The 24301-nt window shown below is 69.5% G+C and carries 21 protein-coding genes; 9 read left to right on the forward strand and 12 right to left on the reverse strand.

The window, feature by feature from the left end; all coding sequences use genetic code 11:
• Positions 1-7 precede the first annotated feature (7 nt).
• Positions 8-1612 (forward strand): D-alanyl-D-alanine carboxypeptidase/D-alanyl-D-alanine-endopeptidase, encoded by a 1605-nt coding sequence (dacB, locus tag ABIA33_RS02670; RefSeq protein WP_370076460.1) that lies wholly within the window; start codon positions 8-10, stop codon positions 1610-1612.
• A 486-nt stretch (positions 1613-2098) separates the two neighbouring features.
• Positions 2099-2497, forward strand: a complete 399-nt coding sequence (locus tag ABIA33_RS02675; protein WP_370076462.1) for a hypothetical protein — start codon at positions 2099-2101, stop codon at positions 2495-2497.
• A gap of 152 nt (positions 2498-2649) precedes the next feature.
• Here ABIA33_RS02675 and ABIA33_RS02680 read toward each other — a convergent pair whose 3' ends face one another.
• On the reverse strand, positions 2650-3588 hold the full coding sequence (locus ABIA33_RS02680) for a MerR family transcriptional regulator (RefSeq protein ID WP_370076464.1): 939 nt from the start codon (positions 3586-3588) through the stop codon (positions 2650-2652).
• Positions 3589-3799: 211 nt separating this feature from the next.
• Between ABIA33_RS02680 and ABIA33_RS02685 the strand changes: the two genes are divergently transcribed.
• Positions 3800-4591 (forward strand): hypothetical protein, encoded by a 792-nt coding sequence (locus ABIA33_RS02685; RefSeq protein WP_370076466.1) that lies wholly within the window; start codon positions 3800-3802, stop codon positions 4589-4591.
• 127 nt (positions 4592-4718) lie between these two features.
• Here the strand turns inward: ABIA33_RS02685 and ABIA33_RS02690 are convergent, their stop codons facing one another.
• Positions 4719-5012, reverse strand: coding sequence for a hypothetical protein (locus ABIA33_RS02690; RefSeq protein ID WP_370076468.1), 294 nt, complete (start codon positions 5010-5012; stop codon positions 4719-4721).
• A 156-nt stretch (positions 5013-5168) separates the two neighbouring features.
• Between ABIA33_RS02690 and ABIA33_RS02695 the strand changes: the two genes are divergently transcribed.
• Positions 5169-5399: a hypothetical protein gene (locus ABIA33_RS02695; protein WP_370076470.1), complete on the forward strand. Its 231-nt coding sequence runs from the start codon at positions 5169-5171 to the stop codon at positions 5397-5399.
• Positions 5400-5677: 278 nt separating this feature from the next.
• Here the strand turns inward: ABIA33_RS02695 and ABIA33_RS02700 are convergent, their stop codons facing one another.
• Entirely contained in the window at positions 5678-6244 is a 567-nt protein-coding gene (locus tag ABIA33_RS02700; protein ID WP_370076472.1) for a TetR/AcrR family transcriptional regulator, read from the reverse strand.
• 164 nt (positions 6245-6408) lie between these two features.
• On the opposite strand from ABIA33_RS02700, the gene ABIA33_RS02705 reads away from it, so the two are divergent.
• Entirely contained in the window at positions 6409-7344 is a 936-nt protein-coding gene (locus ABIA33_RS02705; RefSeq protein WP_370076474.1) for an SDR family oxidoreductase, read from the forward strand.
• Between the two features lie 267 nt (positions 7345-7611).
• On the opposite strand, the gene ABIA33_RS02710 is transcribed toward ABIA33_RS02705, so the two are convergent.
• The gene (locus ABIA33_RS02710; RefSeq protein WP_370076476.1) at positions 7612-8463 is read right to left on the reverse strand and encodes a DUF72 domain-containing protein; all 852 of its coding nucleotides are present in this window, start codon (positions 8461-8463) and stop codon (positions 7612-7614) included.
• 278 nt (positions 8464-8741) lie between these two features.
• Between ABIA33_RS02710 and ABIA33_RS02715 the strand changes: the two genes are divergently transcribed.
• A complete protein-coding gene (locus ABIA33_RS02715; RefSeq protein ID WP_370076478.1) occupies positions 8742-10448 on the forward strand; it encodes a carbohydrate binding domain-containing protein in 1707 nt (568 codons plus the stop codon).
• Positions 10449-10702: 254 nt separating this feature from the next.
• Here the strand turns inward: ABIA33_RS02715 and ABIA33_RS02720 are convergent, their stop codons facing one another.
• Both ABIA33_RS02720 and ABIA33_RS02725 read right to left on the reverse strand, forming a co-directional pair.
• On the reverse strand, positions 10703-11143 hold the full coding sequence (locus ABIA33_RS02720; protein WP_370076480.1) for a nuclear transport factor 2 family protein: 441 nt from the start codon (positions 11141-11143) through the stop codon (positions 10703-10705).
• Complete coding sequence (locus ABIA33_RS02725) at positions 11140-11994, reverse strand: NmrA family NAD(P)-binding protein (RefSeq protein ID WP_370076482.1); 855 nt, start codon at positions 11992-11994, stop codon at positions 11140-11142. The genes ABIA33_RS02720 and ABIA33_RS02725 overlap by 4 nt, the downstream gene beginning before the upstream one ends.
• A gap of 112 nt (positions 11995-12106) precedes the next feature.
• Here ABIA33_RS02725 and ABIA33_RS02730 point away from each other — a divergent pair, with 112 nt between their 5' ends.
• Positions 12107-13063 carry an AraC family transcriptional regulator gene (locus tag ABIA33_RS02730; protein ID WP_370076484.1) on the forward strand — a complete coding sequence of 319 codons (957 nt, stop codon included), beginning with the start codon at positions 12107-12109 and terminating at the stop codon, positions 13061-13063.
• Here ABIA33_RS02730 and ABIA33_RS02735 read toward each other — a convergent pair.
• Positions 13044-14021, reverse strand: a complete 978-nt coding sequence (locus tag ABIA33_RS02735) for a sigma-70 family RNA polymerase sigma factor (RefSeq protein WP_370076486.1) — start codon at positions 14019-14021, stop codon at positions 13044-13046. The genes ABIA33_RS02730 and ABIA33_RS02735 overlap by 20 nt on opposite strands.
• A 142-nt stretch (positions 14022-14163) precedes the next feature.
• On the opposite strand from ABIA33_RS02735, the gene ABIA33_RS02740 reads away from it, so the two are divergent.
• Entirely contained in the window at positions 14164-14550 is a 387-nt protein-coding gene (locus ABIA33_RS02740; RefSeq protein WP_370076488.1) for an SgcJ/EcaC family oxidoreductase, read from the forward strand.
• Between the two features lie 26 nt (positions 14551-14576).
• Here ABIA33_RS02740 and ABIA33_RS02745 read toward each other — a convergent pair whose 3' ends face one another.
• The 3 genes from ABIA33_RS02745 to ABIA33_RS02755 all read right to left on the reverse strand — a co-directional run bounded on the left by ABIA33_RS02745 (position 14577) and on the right by ABIA33_RS02755 (position 17413).
• A complete protein-coding gene (locus ABIA33_RS02745; RefSeq protein WP_370076490.1) occupies positions 14577-15851 on the reverse strand; it encodes an RNA polymerase sigma factor in 1275 nt (424 codons plus the stop codon).
• A gap of 18 nt (positions 15852-15869) precedes the next feature.
• Complete coding sequence (locus ABIA33_RS02750) at positions 15870-16271, reverse strand: YciI family protein (RefSeq protein ID WP_370076492.1); 402 nt, start codon at positions 16269-16271, stop codon at positions 15870-15872.
• A gap of 167 nt (positions 16272-16438) precedes the next feature.
• Complete coding sequence (locus ABIA33_RS02755; RefSeq protein ID WP_370076494.1) at positions 16439-17413, reverse strand: helix-turn-helix domain-containing protein; 975 nt, start codon at positions 17411-17413, stop codon at positions 16439-16441.
• A 193-nt stretch (positions 17414-17606) separates the two neighbouring features.
• Between ABIA33_RS02755 and ABIA33_RS02760 the strand changes: the two genes are divergently transcribed.
• Positions 17607-21584: a S8 family serine peptidase gene (locus tag ABIA33_RS02760; protein ID WP_370076496.1), complete on the forward strand. Its 3978-nt coding sequence runs from the start codon at positions 17607-17609 to the stop codon at positions 21582-21584.
• A 79-nt stretch (positions 21585-21663) separates the two neighbouring features.
• On the opposite strand, the gene ABIA33_RS02765 is transcribed toward ABIA33_RS02760, so the two are convergent.
• Both ABIA33_RS02765 and ABIA33_RS02770 read right to left on the reverse strand, forming a co-directional pair.
• A complete protein-coding gene (locus ABIA33_RS02765) occupies positions 21664-23061 on the reverse strand; it encodes a cytochrome P450 (RefSeq protein WP_370076498.1) in 1398 nt (465 codons plus the stop codon).
• Between the two features lie 50 nt (positions 23062-23111).
• Positions 23112-24251, reverse strand: a complete 1140-nt coding sequence (locus tag ABIA33_RS02770) for a selina-4(15),7(11)-diene synthase (RefSeq protein WP_370076500.1) — start codon at positions 24249-24251, stop codon at positions 23112-23114.
• Positions 24252-24301 lie beyond the last annotated feature (50 nt).

Below are 24301 nucleotides of genomic sequence, written 5' to 3' on the forward strand. Positions count from 1 at the left end.
TGGATGCATGGGCACGACCGCTCGACCTTGGCGCCGCTGGACTGCCGCCGTCACGGCGGCGCTGGTCGCCGCGCTGACGACGGCCATGGCTCCGCCGTCATCGATCATGCCCCGGGAGGATCTCGGGTCCGAGATCGCGGCGATCATGCAGAAGCCCGCCTATGTGCACGCCCAATGGGGCCTGCTGGAGCTGGACGACCAGGGCAACGTCGTCCACTCCGACTTCCCGGACCAGTTCTTCCTCCCCGGCTCGACCGCCAAGCTGTTCGCCGTCTCCGGGGCCTGGCACGCGCTCGGCGGCGACCACCGCTTCACCACGCCCGTGCGGGCGCTCGGCACGCGCAAGGGGTCGGTGCTGACCGGCGCGCTGTCCCTGGTCGCCCAGGGCGACCTCACCATGGGCGGACGCACCAAGCCGAACGGGTCGGTGGACTTCGTCCCGATCGACCACACCTACGCCAACGACGCCCCGGGCGCCACGCTGACCCCGGAGAACCCGCTCGCGGGGCTTGACCAGATCGCGCATCAGGTCCGCGCCGCGGGGATCACCGAGGTGAAGGGGAACGTCGTCGTCGACGCCCGGCTCTTCACCACGTTCCCGCCGCTGAACCCCGCCCCCAACCCGCTGATCATCAACGACAACCTCATCGACCTGCTGACCACCGCGACCACACCCGGACACGCGGCCAAACTGATGTGGCGCCCGCAGGTCGCGCCGTACCAGGTCACCTCCAGCGTGCGGACCGTCGCCGCGGGCGGGACGACCGCCATCGCCGTGTCGACGTCCCCCGACGGCACCCGGATCAACCTGTCCGGCACGATCGCCGCCGGCTCACAACCGCAGCTCCGGGTCTCGTCCGTCCAGGACCCGGAGTCCTTCGGCCGCACCGCACTGATCGAGGCACTGGCCCGGGCCGGGGTCAAGGTCACCGCGTCGCCGACCGGCGCCAACCCCGTCTCGCTGCTGCCGGGTTCCTACAGGGGCACAAAGCGCGTGGCCGCGTATGTTTCCCCGCAGTTCTGGCAGTACGCGCGGCTGATCTTCAAGGTCAGCCACAACCTCGGCGCCAACCTCACCGTCTGCCTGATGGCGGTGACAGCCCACAGCCACCAGTGCGGGGACGGGTTCCCGGTGCTGCGCTCCTTCCTGGTGCACGCAGGGATCGACCCCACTCAGGTCAACCTGCTCGACGGCCGCGGCGGTGACCCGAACGATCGCGTCACGCCGCAAGTGGAGAACCAGTTGCTTCGGTACTGGGCGCACACCCCCGACGCCGCACGGTTCCGCGAGGCTCAGCCGCTGATGGGCGTGGACGGCTTGCTGGCCTTCGTCTGCCCGAGCAGCTCCGACTGCCCCGGCAAGGGCAAGGTCTGGGCCAAGACCGGCACGGTCGCCGGCGAGGACGCGGTCAACCAACGCATCGCCGAGGGCGCCCTGACCATCGGCGGCTATATGGAGGTCTGCCCCGGGCGCTTCTACACCTTCTACCTCGCCATGAACGGAGCCTCCGTCCCGGACATCCAGGGCGTCATCGACGGCGGCGACGACCTGGCCCGCATCGCCGGCCTCCTCCAGGAACAGGCAGCAGCGGCGGCGGCCACCACGCACTGACCCGCCCCCAGCGACGGCTCGCTCTGACCGCCGGCAGAGTGATAGGGGAGGGCGGAGGCCCCGACCTGTGGGCGTGAACAGTCCGGGCACGGTGAGGGCCCCGCTGCGGGGGATGCAGCGGGGCCCTCACCTCGAGCGTACGGCGGGCCGAGTAGGGAGCAGATCAGCGCCGCTTCTGCCTCGCCGCCGTTCCCCGCGGCCGCCTGCTCCTTGCGCGCCCCGCGGATCATCCGCAGCGCGGCCAGGACGATGACGGAATGCTGCGATCGGTGGATGGGGGTGCGCCGTCGAGGGGCTGTGTCCGGGGGATCGGCAACTGCGCCCCCGTCCGGGTTCGTCCAAGGCCCGTCCGGGGTTGTCCAAGGCCCCGACCGGGGTCGTCCGGGATCGTCCGAGCTCATGGTTGGACACTCCTCCGTGCCAGAAGGATGTCTGTCGGGACCGCGACAAGCGCCCGCCCAGCACGAGTTAGGAGACAAGCCACCCATGCTCAAGCTCCGAAAGACCCGCCGCACCATTGCCCTCACCGCCGCCACCCTCGCCCTCGCCGGCGGAGCGACGATCGCCACCGCAGGCGCGGCGCACGCCGACAGCTGTGGCGGCTACAGCACCAGCTACGGCGCATCTGTCGGCGTGTGCTTCAGCGGCAGCGGCTCGACCAGCGGATACATCTCCTGGAACATCAACACCTCGGGCTCGCGCACCGATGAGCGGATGTACTTCACGCTGCACAGCAACTGCCGCAGCTGGACCTGGAGCGTGAACGACTACCAGGGCCCCGACTCCAGCAGCGCTTCGGCGTACTGCTCGTCGGGCGGCTTCTGGGCCTCGTCGTACTCCACGGAGTCCGGGAACCGGTCCGGCGGTCCGATCGAACTCTTCTAGGGCTCAGCATCACGAACGGCCCCCGGTGGGGTTCCTCGCCGGGGGCCGTCCCATTTCGCTCCGGGGGTGCTGGGTCTCGAAGGCGTCTGCGCAGGCCGCGCACATGGTCATACCGCAGACTGGCTCCGCGTCAGGGGCGCATCCTCAGCAAGCTAGCCCGGTATCCGGGCACGCAAGGCCTGGATGAACCAGTCGAAGACCGGCGTCAGGCATTCCGGAGCCGACCAGCCGTTGATCACTGCGAGCAGCTGAAGGTATCGCTCCCGGCGAGGGTCGTTTGCGGTCTCCAGCCGGGTCAACAGCCGGCGCCGAAGGTCGACGTCGTCGGGGCTTCTCAAGACGTGCGCGTACTGGGCCATGACCGCCGCGATGACCGGATCGGCCTGGGGCGAGACGGGGTCGATGCCGGCTACCAGGGCCGGCCCGACCTGGTCGCGGACTGCTGTGGCAGGATCGCGGCGCAGGCCCGCGGTGCGGCCATGGGCCCGATCGGCCACATAGTGCTCAGCCATGCGCCGCATGCCGGCGCGGAAATCCGGATCCTGGGACAGCTCGGCCAACTCCACCCACGCCTCGACCTGCTCGGGCTCGGGGCTGTCGGGAAGCTCGGGGGTCATCGACCGCATGATCCCCACGAATTCGGCGTTGGCGTCCAGGCCGCCGAAGGCGGTGTCGAGGAAATCGCCGACCAGACGTCGGCGTTCGTCCTCGGAGAGCTTGGCCAGCTTGTGCATGAGATCCATCTCCTCAGGTGTGGACCCGCGCTTGGCCACCGCCGTCAGCACTGCGCGCCGCAGGCGCAGCATCCGGATCTGCACCGCCAAGGCTTCGGCGTGCGCTGCGGCGACCTCGGGAAGCGATATCTCCCGGTCCACGACCTTCCGGATCGTGGGAAGGTCCAGCCCCAAGTCGCGCAGCGTCCGCACAAGGGCCAAGCGGGCAACGGCGTCTATGCCGTAGAGGCGGTAGCCGGCCGGGCTGCGGTCAGTCGGCGGCACGATCCCGCAGTCGGAGTAGAACCGAATGGCCTTGACCGTCAGCCCGGTCCGCCGGGCCAGATCACCGATCGAGTAGAGCGTGTCGCCGTCCATGCCCTCACTCTCTCGCCTCCCCCTACTGGAGACTCAAGCCCATTCGCGCCCAGTAGCCAACCACTCCTCATCACCACTCCTGACCACCCCTCAGCGCCTGCGTGGGGTGGTGGATCAGCTGACTGTCCGATTCGGTGGCACTCGTTCGTCATGGTGGTAGCCGATGGGCCGATCGGCCCTTGGCACCGCGTAGACGAAAGGGAACCACCTGATGAAGGAGCTCCTGCGCCGCCTGGACGGCATAGCTGCAGCCCTCGGCCTTGCCTTCGCGCCGGTGAAACACCTCAAGCGGTTCGGTCAGGCCATAGCGGCCATCGCGCTGCTCTTCGGCACGATAGTGCTGCCGGCCAGCGCCGCGCACGCCACCACCCAAGGCGGGAACCAGTGGATCCCGCAAGGCCAAACCGGCTACGGCGCGGGCATCTACGTCACCCCGGACGTCAACAGCCCCAAGAACGGCAGTTGGGGCGGCGGCAACGCCACCGACATCCACGCCAACAGCGGCTCGTCCGTCTCAGCCGACTGCTGGGGCATCGGCGGCTACATCCCTGGCTTCAGCAGCACGTGGTACCACATCTCGGGCGTCTACTACGGCGACGGCCGCAGCACCCACTCCTTCGCCGGGTGGGTGTACGCCCCGTTCTTCGACAACGAGGCCGCCATCAACCAGGGCCTGGGGCAGTGTCGCTACTTGGGGGAGAAGTGGGCCAACTACGGGTCCAACCACATCGGCGAGTACGCCTGCGCCTCTCCGAGCTGTGCCAAGAACAGCGGTGACGTTCTGCCGATCAGCTCCAGCTCCTACGCCTTCGCGGACTGCTATATCCGCAGTGACGGCATCGCCGGCTACGGCAACCTGTGGATCCACGCCCAGGGCCAGTACAACAGCGTGACGGGCATCTACACGCCCAACTCCGCATGGATGTACGCCTCGTTCATGGGCTACGGCAACGACGCCGGGACCCTTCCGCATTGTGCCGTTGGCGACTACACCACCAGCTAGTCGCGGTCGCAGTCGGTCATGCGCCCCTCTCAACGGACCTGAGTCATCGGTGAACAGCGAGGGCGGCAGCGTCAGGCGGTAGGCGGTCGGATCCCGGAGTGCGTGGTGGCCACGGCCGACCGTTTGATCAGCGCGCCGGTGCAACCGAGCAGTGGTACTGGGTTCCGCCGGCGTGCAGGGTGCCGTTCAGGTCGGTGATCTTCGCGAGCGCAGCCCAAGCGATGAAGGTGTGGTGCCCGGCGGGGATGGTCACATCGTTGCGGTCGGGCTGACCTCCGGTGTGGGTGGCCTGGGTGACGAGCTCCCCGGCGATGGTCGTCGTCGCGGTCCAGGTCGTCATGTTGGCACCGACGCTGTAGTAGGTGATTGCGCACTGTGGGTCGCCGGACCGGTCGAAGGGACGGGCATGGGTGGCCGGCACCGCCGCGTTCCCCGCGCTTGCTGAGATATCGGGCCGTGTGCCGGCAGAGGTGCTGGCCTGAGGGGTGTTGGAACATGAGCTCACTCCTGCGAGCAGCAGGAGCATGCCGATGGCTGCAGAGGCTGGATGCATGGGACGGAAGTGTCGCAGGTGGCCATGCGGTCAGAAATGCTGGGTACCGGCTCGGCCCGGTGGTGGCGGCGGTCTGTCGTGGTGAAGGCGCTGCCGGTCGAGACCTGCGCCGTGAAAAGGTGTGACTCCGCCGGCCAGTTCCCTGCGGACGTGGTCGAGTTGTGCCGCCGCGCCGGCATAGAGGACCTCGACGTCGAAACGTCCGGCGACGTGCTGTGGATCGGCGGCGGCCCGCACCGGTGGGAACCCGAGTAGACCGGGTGGGAATGGTGGAGCCCTCGCCGACGGGAGGATCGCGGCGTGGGCTCCGGAATCAACCTACGGGGGGTCGAGCAGGTCAGTGTCTCTCTGGCGGCGACCTCTCCACCCTCTTCACCTGGTCCTTTCGCATCCCCCGCATCGTGCGCAGCGCGCTCAGAAAGATGGCTCCGGCTGAGGTGTCAGGTGGAGGTGACGCGGCGCAGGATCCGGATCACGGACTCCGGGCGCCGACGTCGGCGGGGCAGGTCTGCCGCCCCCGGGCGGGCCTGCGGTCACTCGCCCGCGGCCACCGCTTTGAGTCCGTCGAGCGCCTCCCGCAAGAAGTCGGCCAGGGTGCGTTCCCCGCTCTCGCCGACCCAGCGCTCGAACCCGACCTTGAAGACGGCGATGCCCGCCTCCGCGGTGAGGCTCGCGGCCGGGTCTTTGACGCCGCGTCGGCGTAGCGTGGCGGCCAGCGCTGAGGCCAGTGACGCGAGCTTGATCAGCTCCCGCTCGCGCAGCTCCGTGTTCGCCATGATGACGGCCTGGCGTTGTCGGGCGAACTCGTGGCGCTCAAGGAAGAAGGCGGCGACGGTCTCCAGCGTCGAGGCCATGGCGTCGATCGGCGTGGCCGTGTCCGGGGTGCCGGCGAGGGTTTGCACGAAGATCTCCTCCAGCGCGTGGGCACCTCCGAACAGCACCTCGCGCTTGTCGGCGTAGTGCCGGAAGAACGTCCGCTCGGTGAGCCCGGCGCGTTCGGCGATCTGCGCGGCGGTGGTCTGCTCGAACCCGTGCTCGCTGTAGAGGGCCAGCGCAGCCTGTTCAAGTCGCCCGCGCGCGTTCGGCTCCCATCGACCCATGCCCCCGATCATACGTGATGGCAGTAACTGTCATCGGGTGCTACCGTTGATGACAGTAACTGACATCGTCCCGTTCGCAGCACAACCGTGTTCCGGTACCCCGGAACCCCCGGTACCCCGGTACCGCGCGGCCAGGACGGTAGGCCTACCCGGAGGTTCTTCTCATGCGTGTGTTCATCACCGGCGCGTCCGGCTGGATCGGTTCAGCTGTTGTTCCGGAGCTCATCGGCGCGGGCCATCAGGTCCTCGGGCTCGCCCGCTCGGACACCTCGGCCGCTGCCCTCGCCGAGGCCGGTGCCGAGGTGCGCCGCGGCACGCTCGACGATCTCGACGTGCTGCGCAGCGCGGCTGCCGAGTCCGACGGTGTGATCCACCTCGCCTTCAAGCACGACGTCGCGTTCAGCGGCGGCTTCGAGGACGCCGCCGACGCGGACCGGCGTGCCATCGACACGTTCGGCGAGGCGCTCGCCGGATCCGACCGCCCGTTCCTCATCGCCTCCGGGACTCTCGGGTTGGCGCCGGGGCGGGTCGCGACCGAGCAGGACGGCCGGCCGTCCGACCCGGTCGGGGCCCACTTTGCCGGCGGCCCGGCCAAGCGGCTCGCCAACGCGCATGCGACGGTCGCCCTCGCGGACCGCGGCGTTCGCTCCTCGGTCGTACGGCTTCCGCCGACCGTGCACGGCGACGGGGACAACGGCTTCGTGGCCACCATCGTCGCCATCGCCCGCGAGAAGGGCGTCAGCGGCTATATCGGCGACGGTGCCAACCGCTGGCCCGCCGTGCACCGGTCCGACGCCGCGCACCTCTTCCGCCTGGCGCTGGAGAGTGCTCCGGCCGGCTCCACGCTGCACGCGGTCGCGGACGAGGGCGTGCCGATCCGTAGCGTCGCCGAGGTGATCGGGCGGCACCTTGGCCTGCCCGTGGCCTCGATCTCCCCCGACGACGCAGCCGGGCACTTCAGCTGGCTGGCGGGCTTCCTCGGCATCGACAGCCCCGCCTCCAGCGCGCACACCCGCGAACTGCTGGACTGGCAGCCGACCGGGCCCGGGCTCATCGACGACCTCGACAAGGGCCACTACTTCGCCACCCCGTCCACCTGACCACATCCGTACCGACTGCCCCGCCGCCGGCGGCCGGCCCCGCGCAGGTGGCCGGCCTCGTCAGGGATGATCTGGTGACGCAGGGTCAGGATCTCGACCTGCTGGGCGTGGTCGCGCTCCTCGGCCGAGCTGACGGCACATCAACTCGCGCTCGCCGTCCGGGCCGACGAGGGCCACGCCTGGCGGCTCGTCGCCTGCCGGCCCCGATCCCGGCCGCTTGCTGACAGGCTGGTACGCCGACCGGCTCGACACCGGTCGGCCCACCCGTCAAAAGAGCGTTGGCGGGCCGGCGGGGACCGGCTCGGGTAGCCGCTCGAGCCCGGGAACGAGAGCCCTGACATCGTCGTGGAAGCGCCGCGCGAGGGCGAGGGCCTCGTCGTTGTCCGGCGTGTGGATGAACACGGTGGGGGAGCGGCCCTCGCGCAGCCAGTCGGCGACCGTTTCCGTCCAGTGGCGCCAGCCCGCAGCAGTGCGCTGTGAGTCGTCCCGGCCGATGTAGCGGACGACCGGATGGGCGGTGAGCGCCCGCGACCTGCGCGGCAGTTGGGGTTTCTTCGCCCAAGCCTCCCGCTCCGCCGCGCTGGTCGGCGGGGCGGAGAACAGGTCGGTCGTGTCGAAGGACGTCCACTCGGCGCCGACGCCGTCCAGGACTCCCTCCAATCGGCGCTCCCAGCGCGGGTCCGCAAAGAACGCGGGGTGGCGGACTTCGACGGTGCAGCGGAGCCCGCGCGGTGCCCGGTGCAGGAAGGCGGCCAGCGTGCCGAGGCCCGAGGGGCCGAAAGACGCCGGCAGCTGGACCCACAGGGCGTGCACGCGCGGGCCGAGCGGCTCGATCACGTCGAGGAAGGCGCGCAGCGGGCCGTCGGTGTCGGTCAGGCGACGCTCGTGGGTGATTTGCTTGGGAAGCTTGACCAGGAGCCGGAAGTCCGGTGCGGTCTGCTCGGCCCAGGACCTCACCGTGTCGGCGGACGGCGTCGCGTAGAAGGTCGTGTTGCCCTCGACCGCGTTGCACCAGCTCGCGTAGGCGCGCAAGCGCTCCCGGGGCGCAAGGGGGTGCGGAAGCAAGCGGCCCTGCCAGGCGGTGTGTGCCCACATCGCGCATCCGACGTGGAGTTTCATGTCCCCGAGCGTAACGGACGGCCCGACCCTGCAAGAGGGCTGCATCGTGTTCTCTGTACGGCCGGTGCGGCAGTTTCTGATGTGATGCTCACTGCTCGGTGACGCACTGGACCAGCTCAAGGCGATCGTCACCAGCCCGCACTATTTGGTCTAGTCCTATTGACGTGGACGCGCACAGGTTGTTTGGTATGTACCAACGCCAGGCCTGGGCGGCACGACTTCCCCCACACCACCCCACACCCCCACGCCCGATGGGCATCCCCGAAAGGGGTTCTGTCATGCACCTGGCAAGAACAGTCGCTTCCGCCTGCGCTCTCGCACTCGCGACCGCCGGCGCGGTCGTCGCTCTGGCCCCCACCAGCAGCGCCGCGACCAGCGTCTACTCCGTGGCTCCCTACGTCGACATGTCGAACGGCCAGGAAGGCCTGTTGGACACCGCCATCACCGGACACGGACTCAAGGCGTACACAGCGGCCTTCGTCCTCGGCGAAGGCTGCAACCAGATCTGGGGCGACACCCTCCCCATCGGCGCCGACTCCTTCACCGACCCCGAGATCGCCAAGGCGAAGTCCGAGGGCGCCTCAGTCATCATCTCCTCCGGTGGCGCGAGCGGCAATGCGCTCGCCTGGACCTGCTCCACGCAGAGCAGCATCGACGCCGGGTACCAGGCCATCATCAATGACTACGGCGTCAACCAGCTCGATTTCGACATCGAGGGCGCCGCCATCGCCGACACCGCCTCCGCGGCCCGCCAGATGCAGGCAATGAAGGACCTCAAGGCCACCAACCCCGGCCTGCAGTTCTCGATGACCCTGCCGGTACTGACGAGCGGTTTGACCAACGACGGCGTCAACATCCTCAAGGCCGCCAAGAACGCGGGCATCAGGATCGACGTGGTCAACATCATGACCATGGACTACTACGCGGGCACCGGCACCGAGATGGGCCAGGGCGCGGTCTCCGCCGCCCAGGCCACGCTGGCGCAAATGCAGTCCGTCGACTCCGGCTACACCTACGCCAACCTCGGGATCACCCCGATGATCGGCAAGAACGACGACGGGTCCACGTTCACCCTGGCGGACGCCCAGACGGTGGAGAGCTTCGCCGCGCAGCACGGTGTCGGGCGGCTGGCGTTCTGGTCGGCCAACCGGGACCAGCCGTGCAGTGGCAGCGCAAACTCCCTGTCCACGTGTAGCGAGATCAGCCAGAGCAGCCTCGCGTTCACGAACGCGTTTGTGCCGTACGAGGGCAGCTCGGGCGGCGGGGGCGGCGGCACCAGTGACTTCTCGCTTTCCCTGTCACCGGGCTCCGCGTCGGTCGCCCAGGGCGGCTCCACCACCGCGTCCGTCTCCACGGCCGTCACCTCCGGCAGCGCCGAGTCCGTCAGCCTCTCGGCTTCCGGAGCGCCCTCCGGCGTCAGCGTCTCCCTCAACCCCGCCTCCGTCAGCTCCGGCGGCAGTTCGACGCTGACGGCGACGGTCGGCTCGTCCGTACCCGCGGGCTCCTACCCGATCACCGTGTCCGGCACCGCCTCCACCGGCAGCCACAGCGCGACCTACACGCTCACCGTCACCACCAGCGGTGGCGGGGGCGGAGGCGGTGGGGGCTCGCTGACCAATGCCGGCTTCGAAACCGGCAGCCTCAGCCCCTGGACCTGCACGGGCGGCAGCAGCGTGGTCTCCAGCCCGGTCCACTCCGGCAGCCACGCCCTCCAGGTCACCCCCAGCGCGAGCAGCACCGGCGAATGCGACCAGACGGTCACCCTCTCTCCCAACCACAGCTACACGTTGACCGGTTGGGTCCAGGGTCCCTACGCCTACATCGGCGTCAGTGGCGGCGCGAGCGCCAGCACCTGGTCGAACAGCACGAGCTGGAACAAGCTGACGGTCCCCTTCACCACCGGCAGCAGCGGAACCGTCACCGTCTACGTCCACGGCTGGTACGGGCAGGCAGACGTCTACGCGGACGACTTCACCCTCAGCTAGAAGAGCCGTGAAGGTGTTGGGTTCTGGCCCCGCTGCGTGAGTGGCGGGGCCGGACTCGTTTCGGAAGGCGCAGGGTCAGTTGACCGCAGGGAGCAGGCTCGGGAAGCCGAAGGGGCCGTTCGCAGTGGTCGGGAACATCCGGTACGCGCCGGGCATGGTGAGCACGTGGCGCGAGAGGTAGGGCCCCGCCCGGCGAGGGGCCCGCAGGGTTCCTCGGCGAGAGCGTCGAGCTCGGAGCCGCCGCGCGTTCACCGTTACCGTGCAGGCCATCCGATCGCGTTGAAGACTGCGACGGGGTCCAGGTAGTCCCGCCAGTGCGTCACTTTGCGATCCTTGATGGTGATCACAGAGACGAAGCGGTTGTCGTAGGTCCGCCCGGTTTGGACTGCCTGCCCGTGCACCGCGTACTCAAGCACGGTCACCGACGCCTCACGATCCCGGTGAACGGCCAGTTCGTCCGCGCTCCGCAGGACGATGTTGCTGCCGTAGCCCCGGTAGAGCTCGGCCACGGCCCGGCGGCCCACAACCCGTCGCGGGTATCCGGGCACGGAAATCACGTAGTCGAAGATGACGTCTTCGGCCAGGAGATCGAAGAAGTGCCCCTCGTCAACGAGGCCTGCCAGTCCTTCCTCGATGATTCGGAAGAACGGGTACAGCGCCGCGTAGTCGCCGAACTCGTGGATGGGCGTGGTCACTTGGCCTCCTGGAGGGTCCATGCGTGTGCATTCCGCCGGGCGAAGTCATGGAAGGTGGTCGGCGGCCGGCCAGTGACCTTCTCGATGTCGTCATTCGGCCGGGAACCGTTGCCGGAGATGATGGTCCCCGTCAGCCAGCGGAGCATCACGGCGTAGTCGGCGGGTACGAGGCCGGCTGCGATCGCACCGCCGATCCATGCGTCAGCGTCGATGTCGTTGTGGATGACGGGTCCGCCGATCACGTCGGCGATGATGTCGGCGACGTCGCTGACCGTGAGCGCTTGAGGGCCGGTCGGCGCGTACTGCGCGCCGGCATGGGCGTCAGGGTCGACCAGCGTCTCGACCGCGACCGCCGCGATGTCGGCGGCATCGACGAAGGCTTCCGCGCCGCCGCGGGTCGGTACGGTGATGGCGCCTTCGATGACCGGCAGGTGTTCGTCGCTGAAGTTCTGCATGACCCATGCGGGACGCAGGATGGAGTGCGTGAAGGATCCTCGGCCCGCGAGGTCGAGCTCGACGGCCCGGATGTCCACCTCCGGTGGTGCCTGGTTGCTGCCGTAGGTGCTGAGGTACGTAACGTGCCGTACCCCGGCTCCTGCGGCACGATCGAGGAAGTCGGACACCAGGCCCGCGTACGTGATCCGCATGACGGGCGTGACGAGGTAGACGCGGTCGACGCCTTCCAGGGCACGGGCATGCGTAGTCGGGTCGTCCCAGTCGAACAGCACCTCGGCGTCGTGGCGCGAGGCCGTACGCGCATTCAGGCCCCGCTCGATGAGGTTCTGCGCCACCAGCGATCCGGTTCGTCCGGTACCGCCGAGTACGAGTGTCGTCTGCTGCGAATCATTCATGAATCCATGGTGAGAGCACCTGTCGAGCGAATCAATGCGTGATCCTCTCCATTCTTTGTTTCAAACACTCACAGAATTGACCGCTGTGATTGTCCTGCTTAATACTTGGCGCATGGATCTGCTGTACGACCACCTCGCGAGAGCGCGCGCTTCCGGCGCTGTTTTTGCTCGAACGGTGGCCGCGCCCCCCTGGGGGTTGCGACTGGGGGGCTCTGTGCAGCTCGCGGTGCATGCTGTCGTGCGGGGGCGGGGGTGGCTGTGGTTCGACGACGACTCCCACATCCCGATGGAGCTCTCGCCGGGCGACGTGACGCTTGTCCGCGGGGGCCCCGATCACTACATCGGCCATGAACCCGGCGCCGACTGCCTCGAACCGGAGGAGTTCCGGGCCCGTCACGGTCGCGAGGGACGCTCGGAGGACCCACAGGCGACGGTGTTCCTGTGCGGCGCCTACCGGTTTTCGGGGGACATCGGCAGCGGCCTGCTTGATGCGCTGCCCCAGGTGCTGCCACTCTCGGCAGGCGTCGGCGATCCCCTGCGCGACGTGATCGGCCTGCTGTCCCGCGAGCTTGCTTCCCCGGAGCCAGGTCAGCCCACTGTGCTGGACCGGCTCCTCGACATACTTCTGGTTCTTGCCATCCGTACCAGTTTCCGTCAGAGCACCACCGCACCTCGCTGGTACCGGGCGTCGGCAGATCCCCGGCTGAACGCAGCGTTGCAAGCCATCCACGAGGATGCCGGGCACCCTTGGTCGGTCCCCGAGCTCGCCGAGATCAGCGGACTGTCCCGGGCGGCATTCGCACGAACCTTCCGAGACGCGCTCGGCCAGACTCCGATGCAGTACCTGACCGATTGGCGAATGACCCTGGCTCGCGACTACCTACGCAACGGCGAGTTGGGCCTGGCGAAAATCGCCACCGTGATCGGCTACGGCTCGCCCTACGCGTTCGCCGCAGCCTTCCGGCGCCATCACGGAGACCCTCCCGGAGCATGGCGGCAAAGGGAGTTGACCCGCACCAGCAGTCCGGTGGCCGGCGAACGCCTCCACCTCAGTCCTCGGCGCCGGTGATCCGCTCGGGCAGGCCGAAGTAGGCGAACAGGTCCTGGTCCTGAAAGGTGGTGTTGCGGCTGATTCCCGACTCCGTGACGGTGAAGACCTGGAGGGTGTGCAGGACATACCCGCCATCCCCGGCGCGGGTGTAGGCGGCCAGCGCGGGTTGTCCGTTCGCGTGCGCCGGCACCATGCGCCAGTCCGTGCCCCGGAGTGTGAAGACGCGTGCGATGAAGCGGATGTACGGCTCGCGGCCGACGTACCAGTTGAGGAACGGTGGCATCTCCAGTACGGCGTCATCGGTCAGCAGCTTCTCCAGAGCCGCGAGGTCGGCGTTCTCGAAGGCGACGACATAGCGTTCGATCTGGGCGCGGTGGCCGGGATCGGCGGGCTCGTCGATCTGGTCCTCGCCCAGCCCGGCCTCGCCGAGCCGGGCCCTGGCCCGTTGCAGGGCACTGTTCACCGCGGCGGTCGTCATGTTCAGCGTCGCGGCCACGTCGGCCGCGGGCCAGTCCAGCACCTCGCGCAGGATGAGCACGGCCCGCTGCCGGGCCGGCAGGAACTGCATCGCGGCGACGAAGGCCAGCCGCAACGAACCCCGCGAGAGCAGCACGCCCGCCGGGTCGCCGAGCATCGCGTCGGGGATCGGCTGGAGCCACGGCACCTCCTCGCCCCGCATCAGGGGTTGCTCGGGATCGTCGCCCGGCGGCGCGCCGAGCCCGGAGGGCAGCGGGCGTCGGCTGCGCTGCTCGAGCGCGGTCAGGCAGGCGTTGGTGGCGATGCGGTAGAGCCAGGTGCGCAGTGCCGCGCGGCTCGGGTCGTACTGGTCGTACGCCCGCCAGGCACGCAGCAAGGTCTCCTGCAGCAGATCCTCGGCGTCGTGCACCGAGCCGAGCATCCGGTAGCAGTGCGCCAGCAGCTCCCGCCGGAACGGATTGGTCTCGACCGTGAAGGCCTCGCTGGTCGATGTCGCCATCCTGTCCTCCATCACTCGCGTAGGTCCCGGCGCCCATACATACCGGCAGGTTCCCCGAAAGTCATCGCCGCGCGAGCGATGAGCCGCGGCGTGCCGCCAGGTATGTACCGGTGAAGGCAGCACACCGACGGAAGGAAAGACCATGACCGACACCAAGGACCGCGAGGTCCTCGCCGTGCTCGACAACCTCTACCAGGCCTGGGCGGACAACGACGCCGATGGCTTGGTTGCTTCCTACACCGAGGACGCGACCTCGATCCTGCCCGGCTCCTACAGCACCGGCCGAGCAGCGACCCGCGACCGCATGGCGGCGGCCTTCGCCGGCCCGCTCAAGGGCAGCCAGGTCCGGGACGAAGTGCAGAGCGTCCGCCATCTCGGCGCCGACGCCGCCATCGTCGTCACCAGGAGCGCTGTCGTGATGGCCGGCGAGACCGAAGCCCCCGACGACCGCTGGGTGGTCGCCACCTGGACCCTCACCCGCCAGAACGGCAGGTGGCTTCTGGCCGCCTACCACAACTGCCCCGCCTGACCCCGGCGCCTCGATCACGGCGGCGGTCATGGGGTCTGCGTGCCATGGCCGGTCGGGGTCGGGGTGGGCGGCGCGGCGAGCTTGGCGGCCCGGATGGTGAGGTAGTGCCGTTCCGGCAGGCTGGTCGTGCGGTTCGCGGCTGCGCGGTAGCTCTCGATCGCGGCCCCGAAGTCGCCGGCCATCTCGAGGAGGTGGGCCCTGGCGGCGTACAGGTGGTGGTTCCCCGCCAGGCGTCGGTCCGACTCCAAGGCCCTGAGGATGTCGAGGCCCACGGCCGGGCCGTGCACCATGGCGGCGGCGACGGCGCGGTTGAGCGACACCACGGGAGTGGGAGAGATGCGTTCCAGTACTCCGTACAGTGCGAGGATCTGGGGCCAGTCGGTCTCCTCGACCGTCGCCGCCTCGTCGTGGACTGCGGCTACCGCCGCTTGAACCTGGTAAGGGCCCACGGGGCCCTTGGGCAGGGCAGCGGTGATGAGCGCGACTCCCTCGGCGATGGCGTTGCCGTCCCACAGGTCGCGGTCCTGTTCGGCCAGCGGGATCAGCTCGCCGCCTGGGCCGGTGCGCGCCGGGCTCCGGGCATCGGTCAGCAGCATCAGCGCGAGCAGTCCGGTGACCTCGCTGTCGTCGGGGAGCAGCTCGTGCACGGCCCTGGCCAGCCGGATCGCCTCCTTCGAGAGCTCGACGCGTTGCACGTGGGGGCCGCCACTACTGGTGGATCCCTCGGTGAAGATCAGATACAGGACGTGCAACGCCGCTTCGAGTCGAGGCGCCCAGTCGTCATGGCCGGGCATACCGAAGGGGATTCCGGAGGTCCTGATGCGCTGCTTGGCCCGGCTGATCCGCTGCGCCATGGTCGCTTCGGGCACCAGGAAGGCGCGGGCGATCTCGGTCGTGGTCAGGCCTCCCACCGACCGCAGGGTCAGCGCGATCGCGGACGCCGGTGACAGCGCGGGATGGCAGCACATGAACAGCACGATCAGCGTGTCGTCCCGGTCAGGGGATTCGTCGTCGTCCGCTGCCGGCGCCCACTGCCGGTCCACGGGCACCTGGTTGGCGGCGAGTTCCTCCCGGCGGCGCCGTGCCTGCTCGCTGCGCACCTGCTCGATCATGCGGCGGCTCGCGACCTGGACCAGCCATCCACGCGGATTGCTCGGCAGACCCTCGTCCCGCCATTGGGTCGCCGCGGCCAGCAATGCCTCCTGGACGGCATCCTCGGCGGCGTCGAAGTCCCTGAAACGCCGCGTGAGCACGCCGACGACCTGCGGCGCCAGCTCGCGCAGCAGGTCCTCGGCGCTCACGCCCGCGTCAGCCAGGGCTCACATCTCCTCGGGTGGTGCCGACATCACCTGGCGCACCTCGATCGGCATGTTCAGCGGGGCGCCGCCGGGGCCGGGCGCGGCCGAGATGGACGCGGCGATCTCCACCGCCCGCTCGGGCTTGTCGCAGTCGACGATCCAGTAGCCGGCCAGGAACTCCTTGGTTTCGGGGAAGGGGCCCTCGGTGACTACGGGCGTGCCGCCGACGTGGGAGCGGACGATCCGGGCCGTCTCCGGCATCGCCAGCCCCTGGGCGTCGACCAGCTCCCCGGCATCGGTGAGCTTCCTGTTGGTGTCCATCATGAAGGCGATGTGCGCCTTGACCTCCTCCGCGGTCCAGGTCCCGATTCCCGGGAAGTCCGCCGTCTTCTCGCTGAACTGCATCAACAGCATGTACTTCATGGCCGGCTCCTCAAAGCTTCCACGCCCTGGTCAGGCGTTCTCAGTGATAGGTAGAAGCACGCGCGACGATTTCGACATCCTGGGCAAGGATTCCCTGAAAACGTTAGCGGGAAGGCGCGTGACACCGTGGCGCACCAGTCACCAGCTCAGCCCGCAAGCCGGCCGGCCTAGAGCCAGCCCCGCTGGGCCGCCAGTGCCGCGGCCTGGAAGCGGGTGGACGCGCCGAGTTCGGTCATCAGCCGGTGGATTCGGCGTTGCGTGGTGCGCTGGCTCCAGCCCTGGGTGCGGGCGATCGCCGCGTCCGTACTGCCGGAGGTGAGCAGCGCCAGCAGCGCGCGGGTTTCGGCGTCCGGCTGCCCGGAGCGCTCGCCGAGCGGGCTGGTGTCCTTCAGGGGCACCGCGCGCTCCCACTCCGCCTCGAACAGGGCCTCCAGGGCGGCGAGCATCGGTGAGTGGTGGATGAGGTACGCCGCCGAGTGGCCGCCGGGAGCGAGGCTGAACGGGATGATCGCCGTCTGGCTGTCCCGGATCACCAGTTTGAGCGGCAACTCGCTCCGCACCCGGGCCTGTTCACCGGTCCGTATGCTCGGCAGGATGTCCGCGGCCAGCCGCCCGGGCCAGGCCACCGCCGCCCGGTCGTAGATCACCCGGTGCGTCACTCCGGTGCGCCGGCGCCGGACCTGGTCCTCCAGGTTGCTGCCCGGGCGGTCGATGTACGGCGGCCGGTCGAAGGCGCGGACCTGCTGCTGGGAGCCGGTGGTGAGCCGGTGGACTGCTGCGCTGATGTCCTTCCAGTCAGTCAGGAGTTCCACCGCGATGTCCGGCCTGCTGATCCGGTGGGCCTCGCGGTGTGTCTCGACGAGCTGCTGCACCAGGGAGCGGGCCGCGTCGAGCCGGTGCTCACGCTCCTGGATCAGGGCGGTGACCGCGACGTCCGGGGCGGCCGCGGTGAAGTGCGGCGGCCGGCCCGCAGACCGGGTCGCCAGGCCGTCCTTCACCAGGCCGGACAGCAGCCGCCCCGCCGTGCTCACGGACAGTGCGCAGGCTTCAGCGAGCGCCGAGGCGGTGCTGCGGGGCAGCCCGACCAGGGCTGTGTAGACGACTTGTGTTTCCTCGCTGAGTCCTAGGACGTCAAGTTCCATTTCCGCTCCGGTCGTTCCTAGCCACCAGCCGCCACTTGGCGCAAGTCAGCCACTCTCGCATCTTGTGCCCCATCCGCAGCGGTTGACATCTTCGCCTGGAGAAAGGGGCGTTGTCCTGCGGCGATCCACACGATCCCGGCGGGCCCACGGCCCTGTCGTCTGTGTGCGATTGCTCCTCCCCGGAAGGTATCCCATGCCGCGTGCCCACCCCTCGGGCAGCAGTCTCGTCCGCGTCGCCGTCGTCCTGACCCTCGCCGCCGCGTCCGCCGCGGTCGCAGTGCCCGCGAGCGGTGCGCCCCCATCCGTCCGTACGCCCCTGGACACGACCTCGGCCGGGCAGGCGTCGCCCGTACCGCCCAAGGAACGCCAGGGTGTGATCCCCGGCCAGGTCCTCGTCACCCTCGATCAGGGCACCTCCGTCACCGGCCGGCTCCTGCCCGGTACCCGCCTGGCGGCCCGCGCTCCGCACACCAGCAGCCCCGCCCTCGATGCCAAGTTCCGTACGGTGGGCGCCACTTCACTGCACCCGCTGGTACGGCAGTCCGCCCCCGGACTGGACCGCAGCTACGTCGTGCAGACCACCCAGCGGGACTCGGCGGCCGTGGCCCGTGCCCTGCAGGGCACGCCGGGCATCGCCTACGCCGAGCCCGACCGCTATGTGAACACCATGAACACCGGGGCCATGCCGCTGCCGGCGACGGCGCAGAGCGCGTACCCGAAGAAGACGGCCCGCACGGTAGGGACGCCGTCGGGTGCCGTGCCCACCAACGACGCCCTCACCAATTCCTCGCAGGCCTTCCTCAACGCGGGCGGCGTGGACGCGGTCGGCGCGTTCTCGCTGCTGCAGGGCCGCTACGGTCAGCAGCCCGGTGCCGGCGAGACCATCACCAACGTGTCGATCGGCGACCTCACCGACCAGTCGATGGCCGACGCCGGCGACACGTACGTGCAGGGCAACGGCCCCACGACCGTGCTCCAGGGCGGGCAGCGCTACCTCGACCTGCCGTCGATGCCGCTGATCCCCACCTACGTGGCGAAGGACTCCGGCGGTCTCGACGGCGCCGCTTCCACCGAGAACCAGGACGCCTCCCTCGGCGAAGTCATGCTGGACTTCAGCGTGATGGCGCCGCTCACCCACGACCGGCAACGTCCCGAGGCGACCGGTAGCGGCTACACCGACCTGCTCGGCATAGCTCCGGGCTCGAACTACCGTCTGGTCGTTCCGCAGCAGCCGACCACCGACCAGATCGCGGGCGCGCTGCTGGCCGCCGCCCAGCAGTCACCCCGGCCCGACGTGATCACCGCCAGCCTCGGCTTCGGTACCGACAGCGCGGGCTTCCCGGGCCGCTACCTGGAGGACGATCCGTTCATCCGCTCGGTCGTCGCGTCCATCGTGCGGGACGGCATCGTGGTGTCGATCTCCTCCAACGACGGCACCCGCCTCTACACCCCGGCGTCCGTGGGCCCCGACGGCGGCAGCACCCCGACCGACCTCGCGACCGACTCCCGCCGGGCCACCGTCATCGACGACGACGCGGAGTCCACCACGCCCTCCCTGGTGCCGGACAGCGGCGCCATAGCCGCGGGCGGCAGCACCCTGGACGACACGCTGGCCGCCGGCCCGGGCGGCGACGCCACCACCGCCGAGACCAGGATCAGCGGCTTCTCTTCCGGCTTCGGCAGCCGTGTGGACCTCTCCGCACCAAGTGACAACATCATCGCCTTCTCCCACGCAGGCCACGGCACCCCGCAGGACGTGAACGTGTCCCTCAACGGCGGTACGTCCGCCGCCGCACCCGAGATCGCCGCCGCCGCGGCCGTGGTGCTCCAGGCCGGACGACTCGGCGGCCACCACCTGACCCCCGCCCGGGTCCGGGACGTCCTGGAGCAGACCGGCCGCAGCGTGTCCACCCCGGCGCAGATCGACCGGGCCCTGCACGTCGGCCCTCAGATCGACGTCACGGCCGCCGTGCAGAAGGCGCTCGGCCGGGACACCGGGGGACCCGCGCTCGTCCGGCTGTCCGTCGCCCACCGCGTCACCATCGGCGGCCTCGGCGGCGCCTTCCTGGAGACCACCGACCCGGGCCGCATCGACCTCGGTAACCGCGCCTCGGGCGGCACCGGCGAGGGCCTGGTCGGCCCGGTCACCTTCGCCGGGGACGTCACCGGTGTCACCGGCCATGCCGAGTACACCCTCACCATCGGCTCCACGGTGTTCCGATCCACCATGCCCGCGATACGGGTGACGCCGACTCAGCTCCTCACCGCCGCCGGGCTCCCGGTCATCGCCACCGCCGACCGGAGCCTCACCGTCACCTACCGGGTCGTAATCGACGGCCGCACCCGCGCCACCGCCACCCGTACCCTCGCGGTCGGTCCCACCGACGGCACGTATGCCGAGGCTGCCGCGCCCAAGGCCCCGGCAGCCGTCGCGGCCGGGCAGCCCGTCACCGTGTCCTATGACCTGACCGGAGTGGCGAGTACCTCGTCGCCGCAGCTCGTCCTCTCCACCGTCGGCCACTGGAACCCGCTGCTCGCGCCAATCTTCACACCTGCCTGGCACCAGGCGCTGACCTCGCCGAAGGGCACCGTCACCATCCCGGCCGACGCCTTCGACGGCGGCGGCGGGATCTACGGAATCGGCGTCGCCCAGGCCGGCTTCGGCGGCATCCCGACGCGAGTGGCGTACGGGGAGTTCGCGCCGATCCGGGTGGCCGGCAGCACCGCCGCGGACCGCCCGGCCGCGCCGACCCTCACTGGGGCGAACGGCGTCGAGGGCCACACGATCGAGGTCACCCGCGCTGCCCCCACCTTCGAACTACGCTACGACGTACGGTCCGTGCGCGGGGTGCGCGCCGCCGAGGTGGAGATCTCCGCGCCCGCCCCCACCCTCCACGGCTCGCTCAACACGTTCACCAACGCCAACGGCACCGCCCTGGACGACGACGGGGTGGACGGCTCCTCGGTTGTCCACCGCGTGCTGACCGGCAGGTCGGGATCGGTGCGGCTGGACCCGGTGGCACTGGGCCTGATCAGCTCGGACAGCTACGGGGTGCGGGTGCTCGCCCTGGACCGGAACGGGCACGTCGTCGGCCAGGCGTCCCCGCTGTCCACGCTGATCTTCGACGACGGGCTCGCCCCCGGCGGTTCGACGGTGCTGAGCTTCGCCACGGCCGGGAGTGACTCCGTGGCGGCCCTCGCCACGACCTCCGGCGGTACCGAGGTGCGGCACTACTCGACCGCGTCCGGCCGCTACGGGGCCGTCATCACCTCGGACCCGGGCGCCGGTTCCGACTACAAGGTACTGGGCGTCGCCGCCGGCCGGGTCCTGCTGGTGCACCGCTCCACCGCCGGCGGCGACGTACGGGTGGAGACCTGGAACACCGCCACCGACACGCTCGTCGGCGCCAGCACACTGCCCGCGGCCGACTACACCTACATCACCGGACGGGTGGACACCATCCACGACCGGGGCGCCCTGCTCCTGCGCGGCGCCGGCCGCGCGGACCTGGTGCTGCCGGTCGACCTCGGCACCGGAAGCACCGGGCAGCCCATCCCCGCCGACCTGACCGGTGTGTCGGCCGGAATGTACGACCTGCTCAGCGTCGACCCCTCCTCGGGCGAGGTCCTCCTGGCCAAGGCCGCCGGACCGTTCAACTGCCTCGGCAGCGTCACCGTGGCCCGGATCGACCTCGCCACCAGGGCTGTGACGGCCGCCGGCTCCACCTCGCAGTGCAGCCACGGCATCGCTTCGGACGGCGCCGGCACCCTCTACAACCTCTCGGCCACGGCGATCAGCGTGAACATCGTCCCCACCGGCGTCATCGCTTCGCTCGACGAAACCACTGGCGCCGCAGGCGCCGGGATTACCGTACGGCTTGGCAAGCCGGTCGGCCTCGCCGTGGACGGCGCACACAAGATCGCCGTGGTCTCGTACGCGACGCCCAAGGGCACCGCGTACTTCGGCGCGGGGATGTGGGTCCCGGACAACAACTCCACCGGCCAGCTGGTGATCGTGGACCTGACGACGGGCACGGTGCTCCGCACCCTGACCGGCTTCACCATCGGCGGCCACGGCGGGTCGGAGAACGCCATTCAGCTCGATCCGTCGACCCGGACCGGCTGGACCTACGGCCCGAACGACGCGCAGATCCAGCAGTTCAGCTACTGACTGTTCGGCCACCGGCGGTTGCGCCGGTGGCCGTTCAGCTGCCCGCCGCGGTTGCCTGCCCGTACCACGGCGCGACCCTTCACCCTCTCCGGCGAACCCCTGACCCACCCGTGCCCGCGACGACACCTGGATCCTGGCCGTCTCGCGGGACAACCGTCATAGGGAGGTGGTCGGGATGGGGCATGGCGGCGGTGGCTTCCCGGGTGGTGTGACCGGGAACGGGACGCAGCCGCCATCGGGCCAGGACAGTGGCCAGCGTGATGGTGATCTCCGCCCAGGAGAAGGCGTCGCCAATGCACTTGCGGGCACCTGAGCCGAACGGGACGAATGCCTCTCTGGGCAGGCCGTCGCGCCGCTCCGGAAGCCACCTGTCGGGATCAAAGCGCTCCGGCTCCGTGTAGAGGCGTGGGTCCTGGTGCAGAGCGTAGAGACTGAAGGCGACTTCCGTGCCCGCCGGGAGGGTGACCCCACCCAGTTCCACGGGCTCGGTTGCCCGGCGCATCAGCAGGGTCACTCCGTGCAGACGGATCACCTCGTCGAGCACGCGGCGGAGGTAGGCGAGTTGGGCCACATGCTCGAAGCGCACGGGCTCATCGCCCACCACAGCGTCGACCTCGGCGAGCAGGCGCGCCTCGACCTCGGGGTGCCGCCCGATTTCGTGGAACGCCCAGCTCAGCGTCGAGGCTGTGGTCTCGGTTCCGGCGAACAGAATCGTGACGAGTTCATCCCTGACCTCGGTGTCGCTCAGCGCCTCGCCGGTGTCCGCGTCACGGGCGGCCAGCAGCGTCGACAGCAAGTCGGGCTGGTCGGTGTCGCCGGCGTGGCGTGTCGCAGCGATGACATCGTCGATGACCTGACGCAGTCGCGCGGCGGCGGCGTCGAACCGGCGGTTGGGAGGGATCGGCAGCCGGTCCAGGATCTGTGGAGAGACCGCACGAAGCAGCATGTTCTTGAGGATGATCGGGACGTCCCGGCGGACCGCTTCCACGGCCGGACGGCCGATCTCGGCCGAGAACATGGTCGCCGCCAGCGTGCCGACCGCGAACTCGCCCATCACCTGCTCCACGGCGATGAGCTGCCCCGGCTCCCATGAGTCGACCAGGTCCCTGGCCCGGTCGCTCATGATGTCGCAGTAGCCGGCGATGCGCGCCTGGTGGAACGCAGGCTGCATCAGTCTGCGGTGCCGACGGTGGACCTTGCCGCCGGCAGTGGCCAGACCATCGCCCACCAGAGGGCGCATGCGGTCGAACAACCTGCCCTTTTCGAAACTGGGCCCGTGGGTGACCATCACCGCGTGGGCCAGTTCGGCGCTGTTGACGAAGACGACCGGCAGGGTGCCCAGGTCGACCCGGACCAGATCGCCCGTGTCTCTGAGGGATTTCACGAACCCCAGCGGATCGCGCCACAACGGCCAGACATGGCCGAGGAACGGGAGCCCTCCGAGTGCGCGCGGGATCGACTGCGGCACAGCTGCCACCCCGTGCTCCTTTCCTTCTGCTGGACCTGGTGCTATCCCGTGAGCAGCCACTAGGCGCTGCGAAGCGCTGCGGCGTCGGGCAGGGCGTAGAGGGCTGAGCGGTGCTCCGGTTCCCGGGTTGGGCGGGTTCCGTCCTCCTTGGGAAGGAGGTCCCACCACCAGGAGATCGCCGGGATACCCAAGGGTTCCTGGCTGTCGTCGGTGGGTGTCGCGCGGAAGGCCGCGGGGAGGTCCGCCGGATCGTCCGGGGTGGTGTAGCGCAGAGAGCTGATGCCCCAGTCCTGAGCGCCGCGGATGAACGTTTCGAGGCTGTCGAGGTACTGCCGCAATTGCGGGCTGCCATGAGTCCGCAGGCTGTCGCACAGGCGGACGAAGAGGCAGAGGACGCGGTCGCGCTGGGCGATCGCCATGGAGAGGGCCTGCTCGGGTGTGATGCCGAGTGAGTTCTCCAGCACCCGGATCACGTTGAGGAAGTACCGGCCGGTCCTGCTCTCCTTGTGGTAGGAGAACAGGTCGTTGTCCCAGCAGATGACGAAATAGGCCATCTCGGCCGCGGCGCGAACCGGAGTCTGATCCCGTTCGTGAGGCTGGAGTTCGTATCCGTGTCCCATTTCCAGCAGAGGTGGGACAACCGAGGTTGCGCCGTCGTAGATGCGCATGAGGGTGTAGTCGTTCAGGTCAGGAAGGGTTCCACGAGCGCGATGCTCTGCTTCCCACACCACGGAGAGGAAGTACTCACGCAGGGCATCCACCCATCGTGCCACCTGGCCGACGGTCCCGAACTCGGAGATCCGGCGCCTCAGATCGCGCAGGCCCAGAGCAAGGGAATCCTCCAGAAGCATGGGCACTTCCGGGTTCTGTGCCACCCGAAGCAGCCTGGAGAGAACACCGAGGAGTTCTCCCGGACGTCTCCCCAACTCGCCTTCCTCGCACCAGCCGTCATCAACGCCAAAAAGCCACAGGACGAAGTCGGCGAGTATCCCGACGACTTCCTCCCGCCCGCCGGGGAGGATCCGCGCGGCGAACGTCCCTATGTTGTGCGTGACGAGCTGACTACGCAGCTCAGCCGAACCTATGCCGAACATGGCTGCCCACTCGGCAGTCCGCCGGTCGATCACCTCATGGCAAGGGTGAATGGCAGGAGGAAAGGGGGAGAATATCGGCGGAACCGTCGTCAGTTGATGCACCATCGTCACCTCGGTCAGCTAGCAGCGCTCAATCTGCCTGGAATGGCGAGCTG

This window comes from Streptacidiphilus sp. MAP12-16 (assembly GCF_041262165.1).
GTDB lineage: Bacteria > Actinomycetota > Actinomycetes > Streptomycetales > Streptomycetaceae > Streptacidiphilus.

What these genes read in the sequence shown, in the direction of transcription:
- dacB (WP_370076460.1), top strand. Translation starts at nt 8, where the DNA reads ATGGGCACGACCGCTCGACCTTGGCGCCGCTGGACTGCCGCCGTCACG.
- ABIA33_RS02675 (WP_370076462.1), top strand. Translation starts at nt 2,099, where the DNA reads ATGCTCAAGCTCCGAAAGACCCGCCGCACCATTGCCCTCACCGCCGCC.
- ABIA33_RS02680 (WP_370076464.1), bottom strand. Translation starts at nt 3,588, where the DNA reads ATGGACGGCGACACGCTCTACTCGATCGGTGATCTGGCCCGGCGGACC.
- ABIA33_RS02685 (WP_370076466.1), top strand. Translation starts at nt 3,800, where the DNA reads ATGAAGGAGCTCCTGCGCCGCCTGGACGGCATAGCTGCAGCCCTCGGC.
- ABIA33_RS02695 (WP_370076470.1), top strand. Translation starts at nt 5,169, where the DNA reads ATGCGGTCAGAAATGCTGGGTACCGGCTCGGCCCGGTGGTGGCGGCGG.
- ABIA33_RS02700 (WP_370076472.1), bottom strand. Translation starts at nt 6,244, where the DNA reads ATGGGTCGATGGGAGCCGAACGCGCGCGGGCGACTTGAACAGGCTGCG.
- ABIA33_RS02705 (WP_370076474.1), top strand. Translation starts at nt 6,409, where the DNA reads ATGCGTGTGTTCATCACCGGCGCGTCCGGCTGGATCGGTTCAGCTGTT.
- ABIA33_RS02710 (WP_370076476.1), bottom strand. Translation starts at nt 8,463, where the DNA reads ATGAAACTCCACGTCGGATGCGCGATGTGGGCACACACCGCCTGGCAG.
- ABIA33_RS02715 (WP_370076478.1), top strand. Translation starts at nt 8,742, where the DNA reads ATGCACCTGGCAAGAACAGTCGCTTCCGCCTGCGCTCTCGCACTCGCG.
- ABIA33_RS02725 (WP_370076482.1), bottom strand. Translation starts at nt 11,994, where the DNA reads ATGAATGATTCGCAGCAGACGACACTCGTACTCGGCGGTACCGGACGA.
- ABIA33_RS02730 (WP_370076484.1), top strand. Translation starts at nt 12,107, where the DNA reads ATGGATCTGCTGTACGACCACCTCGCGAGAGCGCGCGCTTCCGGCGCT.
- ABIA33_RS02735 (WP_370076486.1), bottom strand. Translation starts at nt 14,021, where the DNA reads ATGGCGACATCGACCAGCGAGGCCTTCACGGTCGAGACCAATCCGTTC.
- ABIA33_RS02740 (WP_370076488.1), top strand. Translation starts at nt 14,164, where the DNA reads ATGACCGACACCAAGGACCGCGAGGTCCTCGCCGTGCTCGACAACCTC.
- ABIA33_RS02750 (WP_370076492.1), bottom strand. Translation starts at nt 16,271, where the DNA reads ATGAAGTACATGCTGTTGATGCAGTTCAGCGAGAAGACGGCGGACTTC.
- ABIA33_RS02755 (WP_370076494.1), bottom strand. Translation starts at nt 17,413, where the DNA reads ATGGAACTTGACGTCCTAGGACTCAGCGAGGAAACACAAGTCGTCTAC.
- ABIA33_RS02760 (WP_370076496.1), top strand. Translation starts at nt 17,607, where the DNA reads ATGCCGCGTGCCCACCCCTCGGGCAGCAGTCTCGTCCGCGTCGCCGTC.
- ABIA33_RS02770 (WP_370076500.1), bottom strand. Translation starts at nt 24,251, where the DNA reads ATGGTGCATCAACTGACGACGGTTCCGCCGATATTCTCCCCCTTTCCT.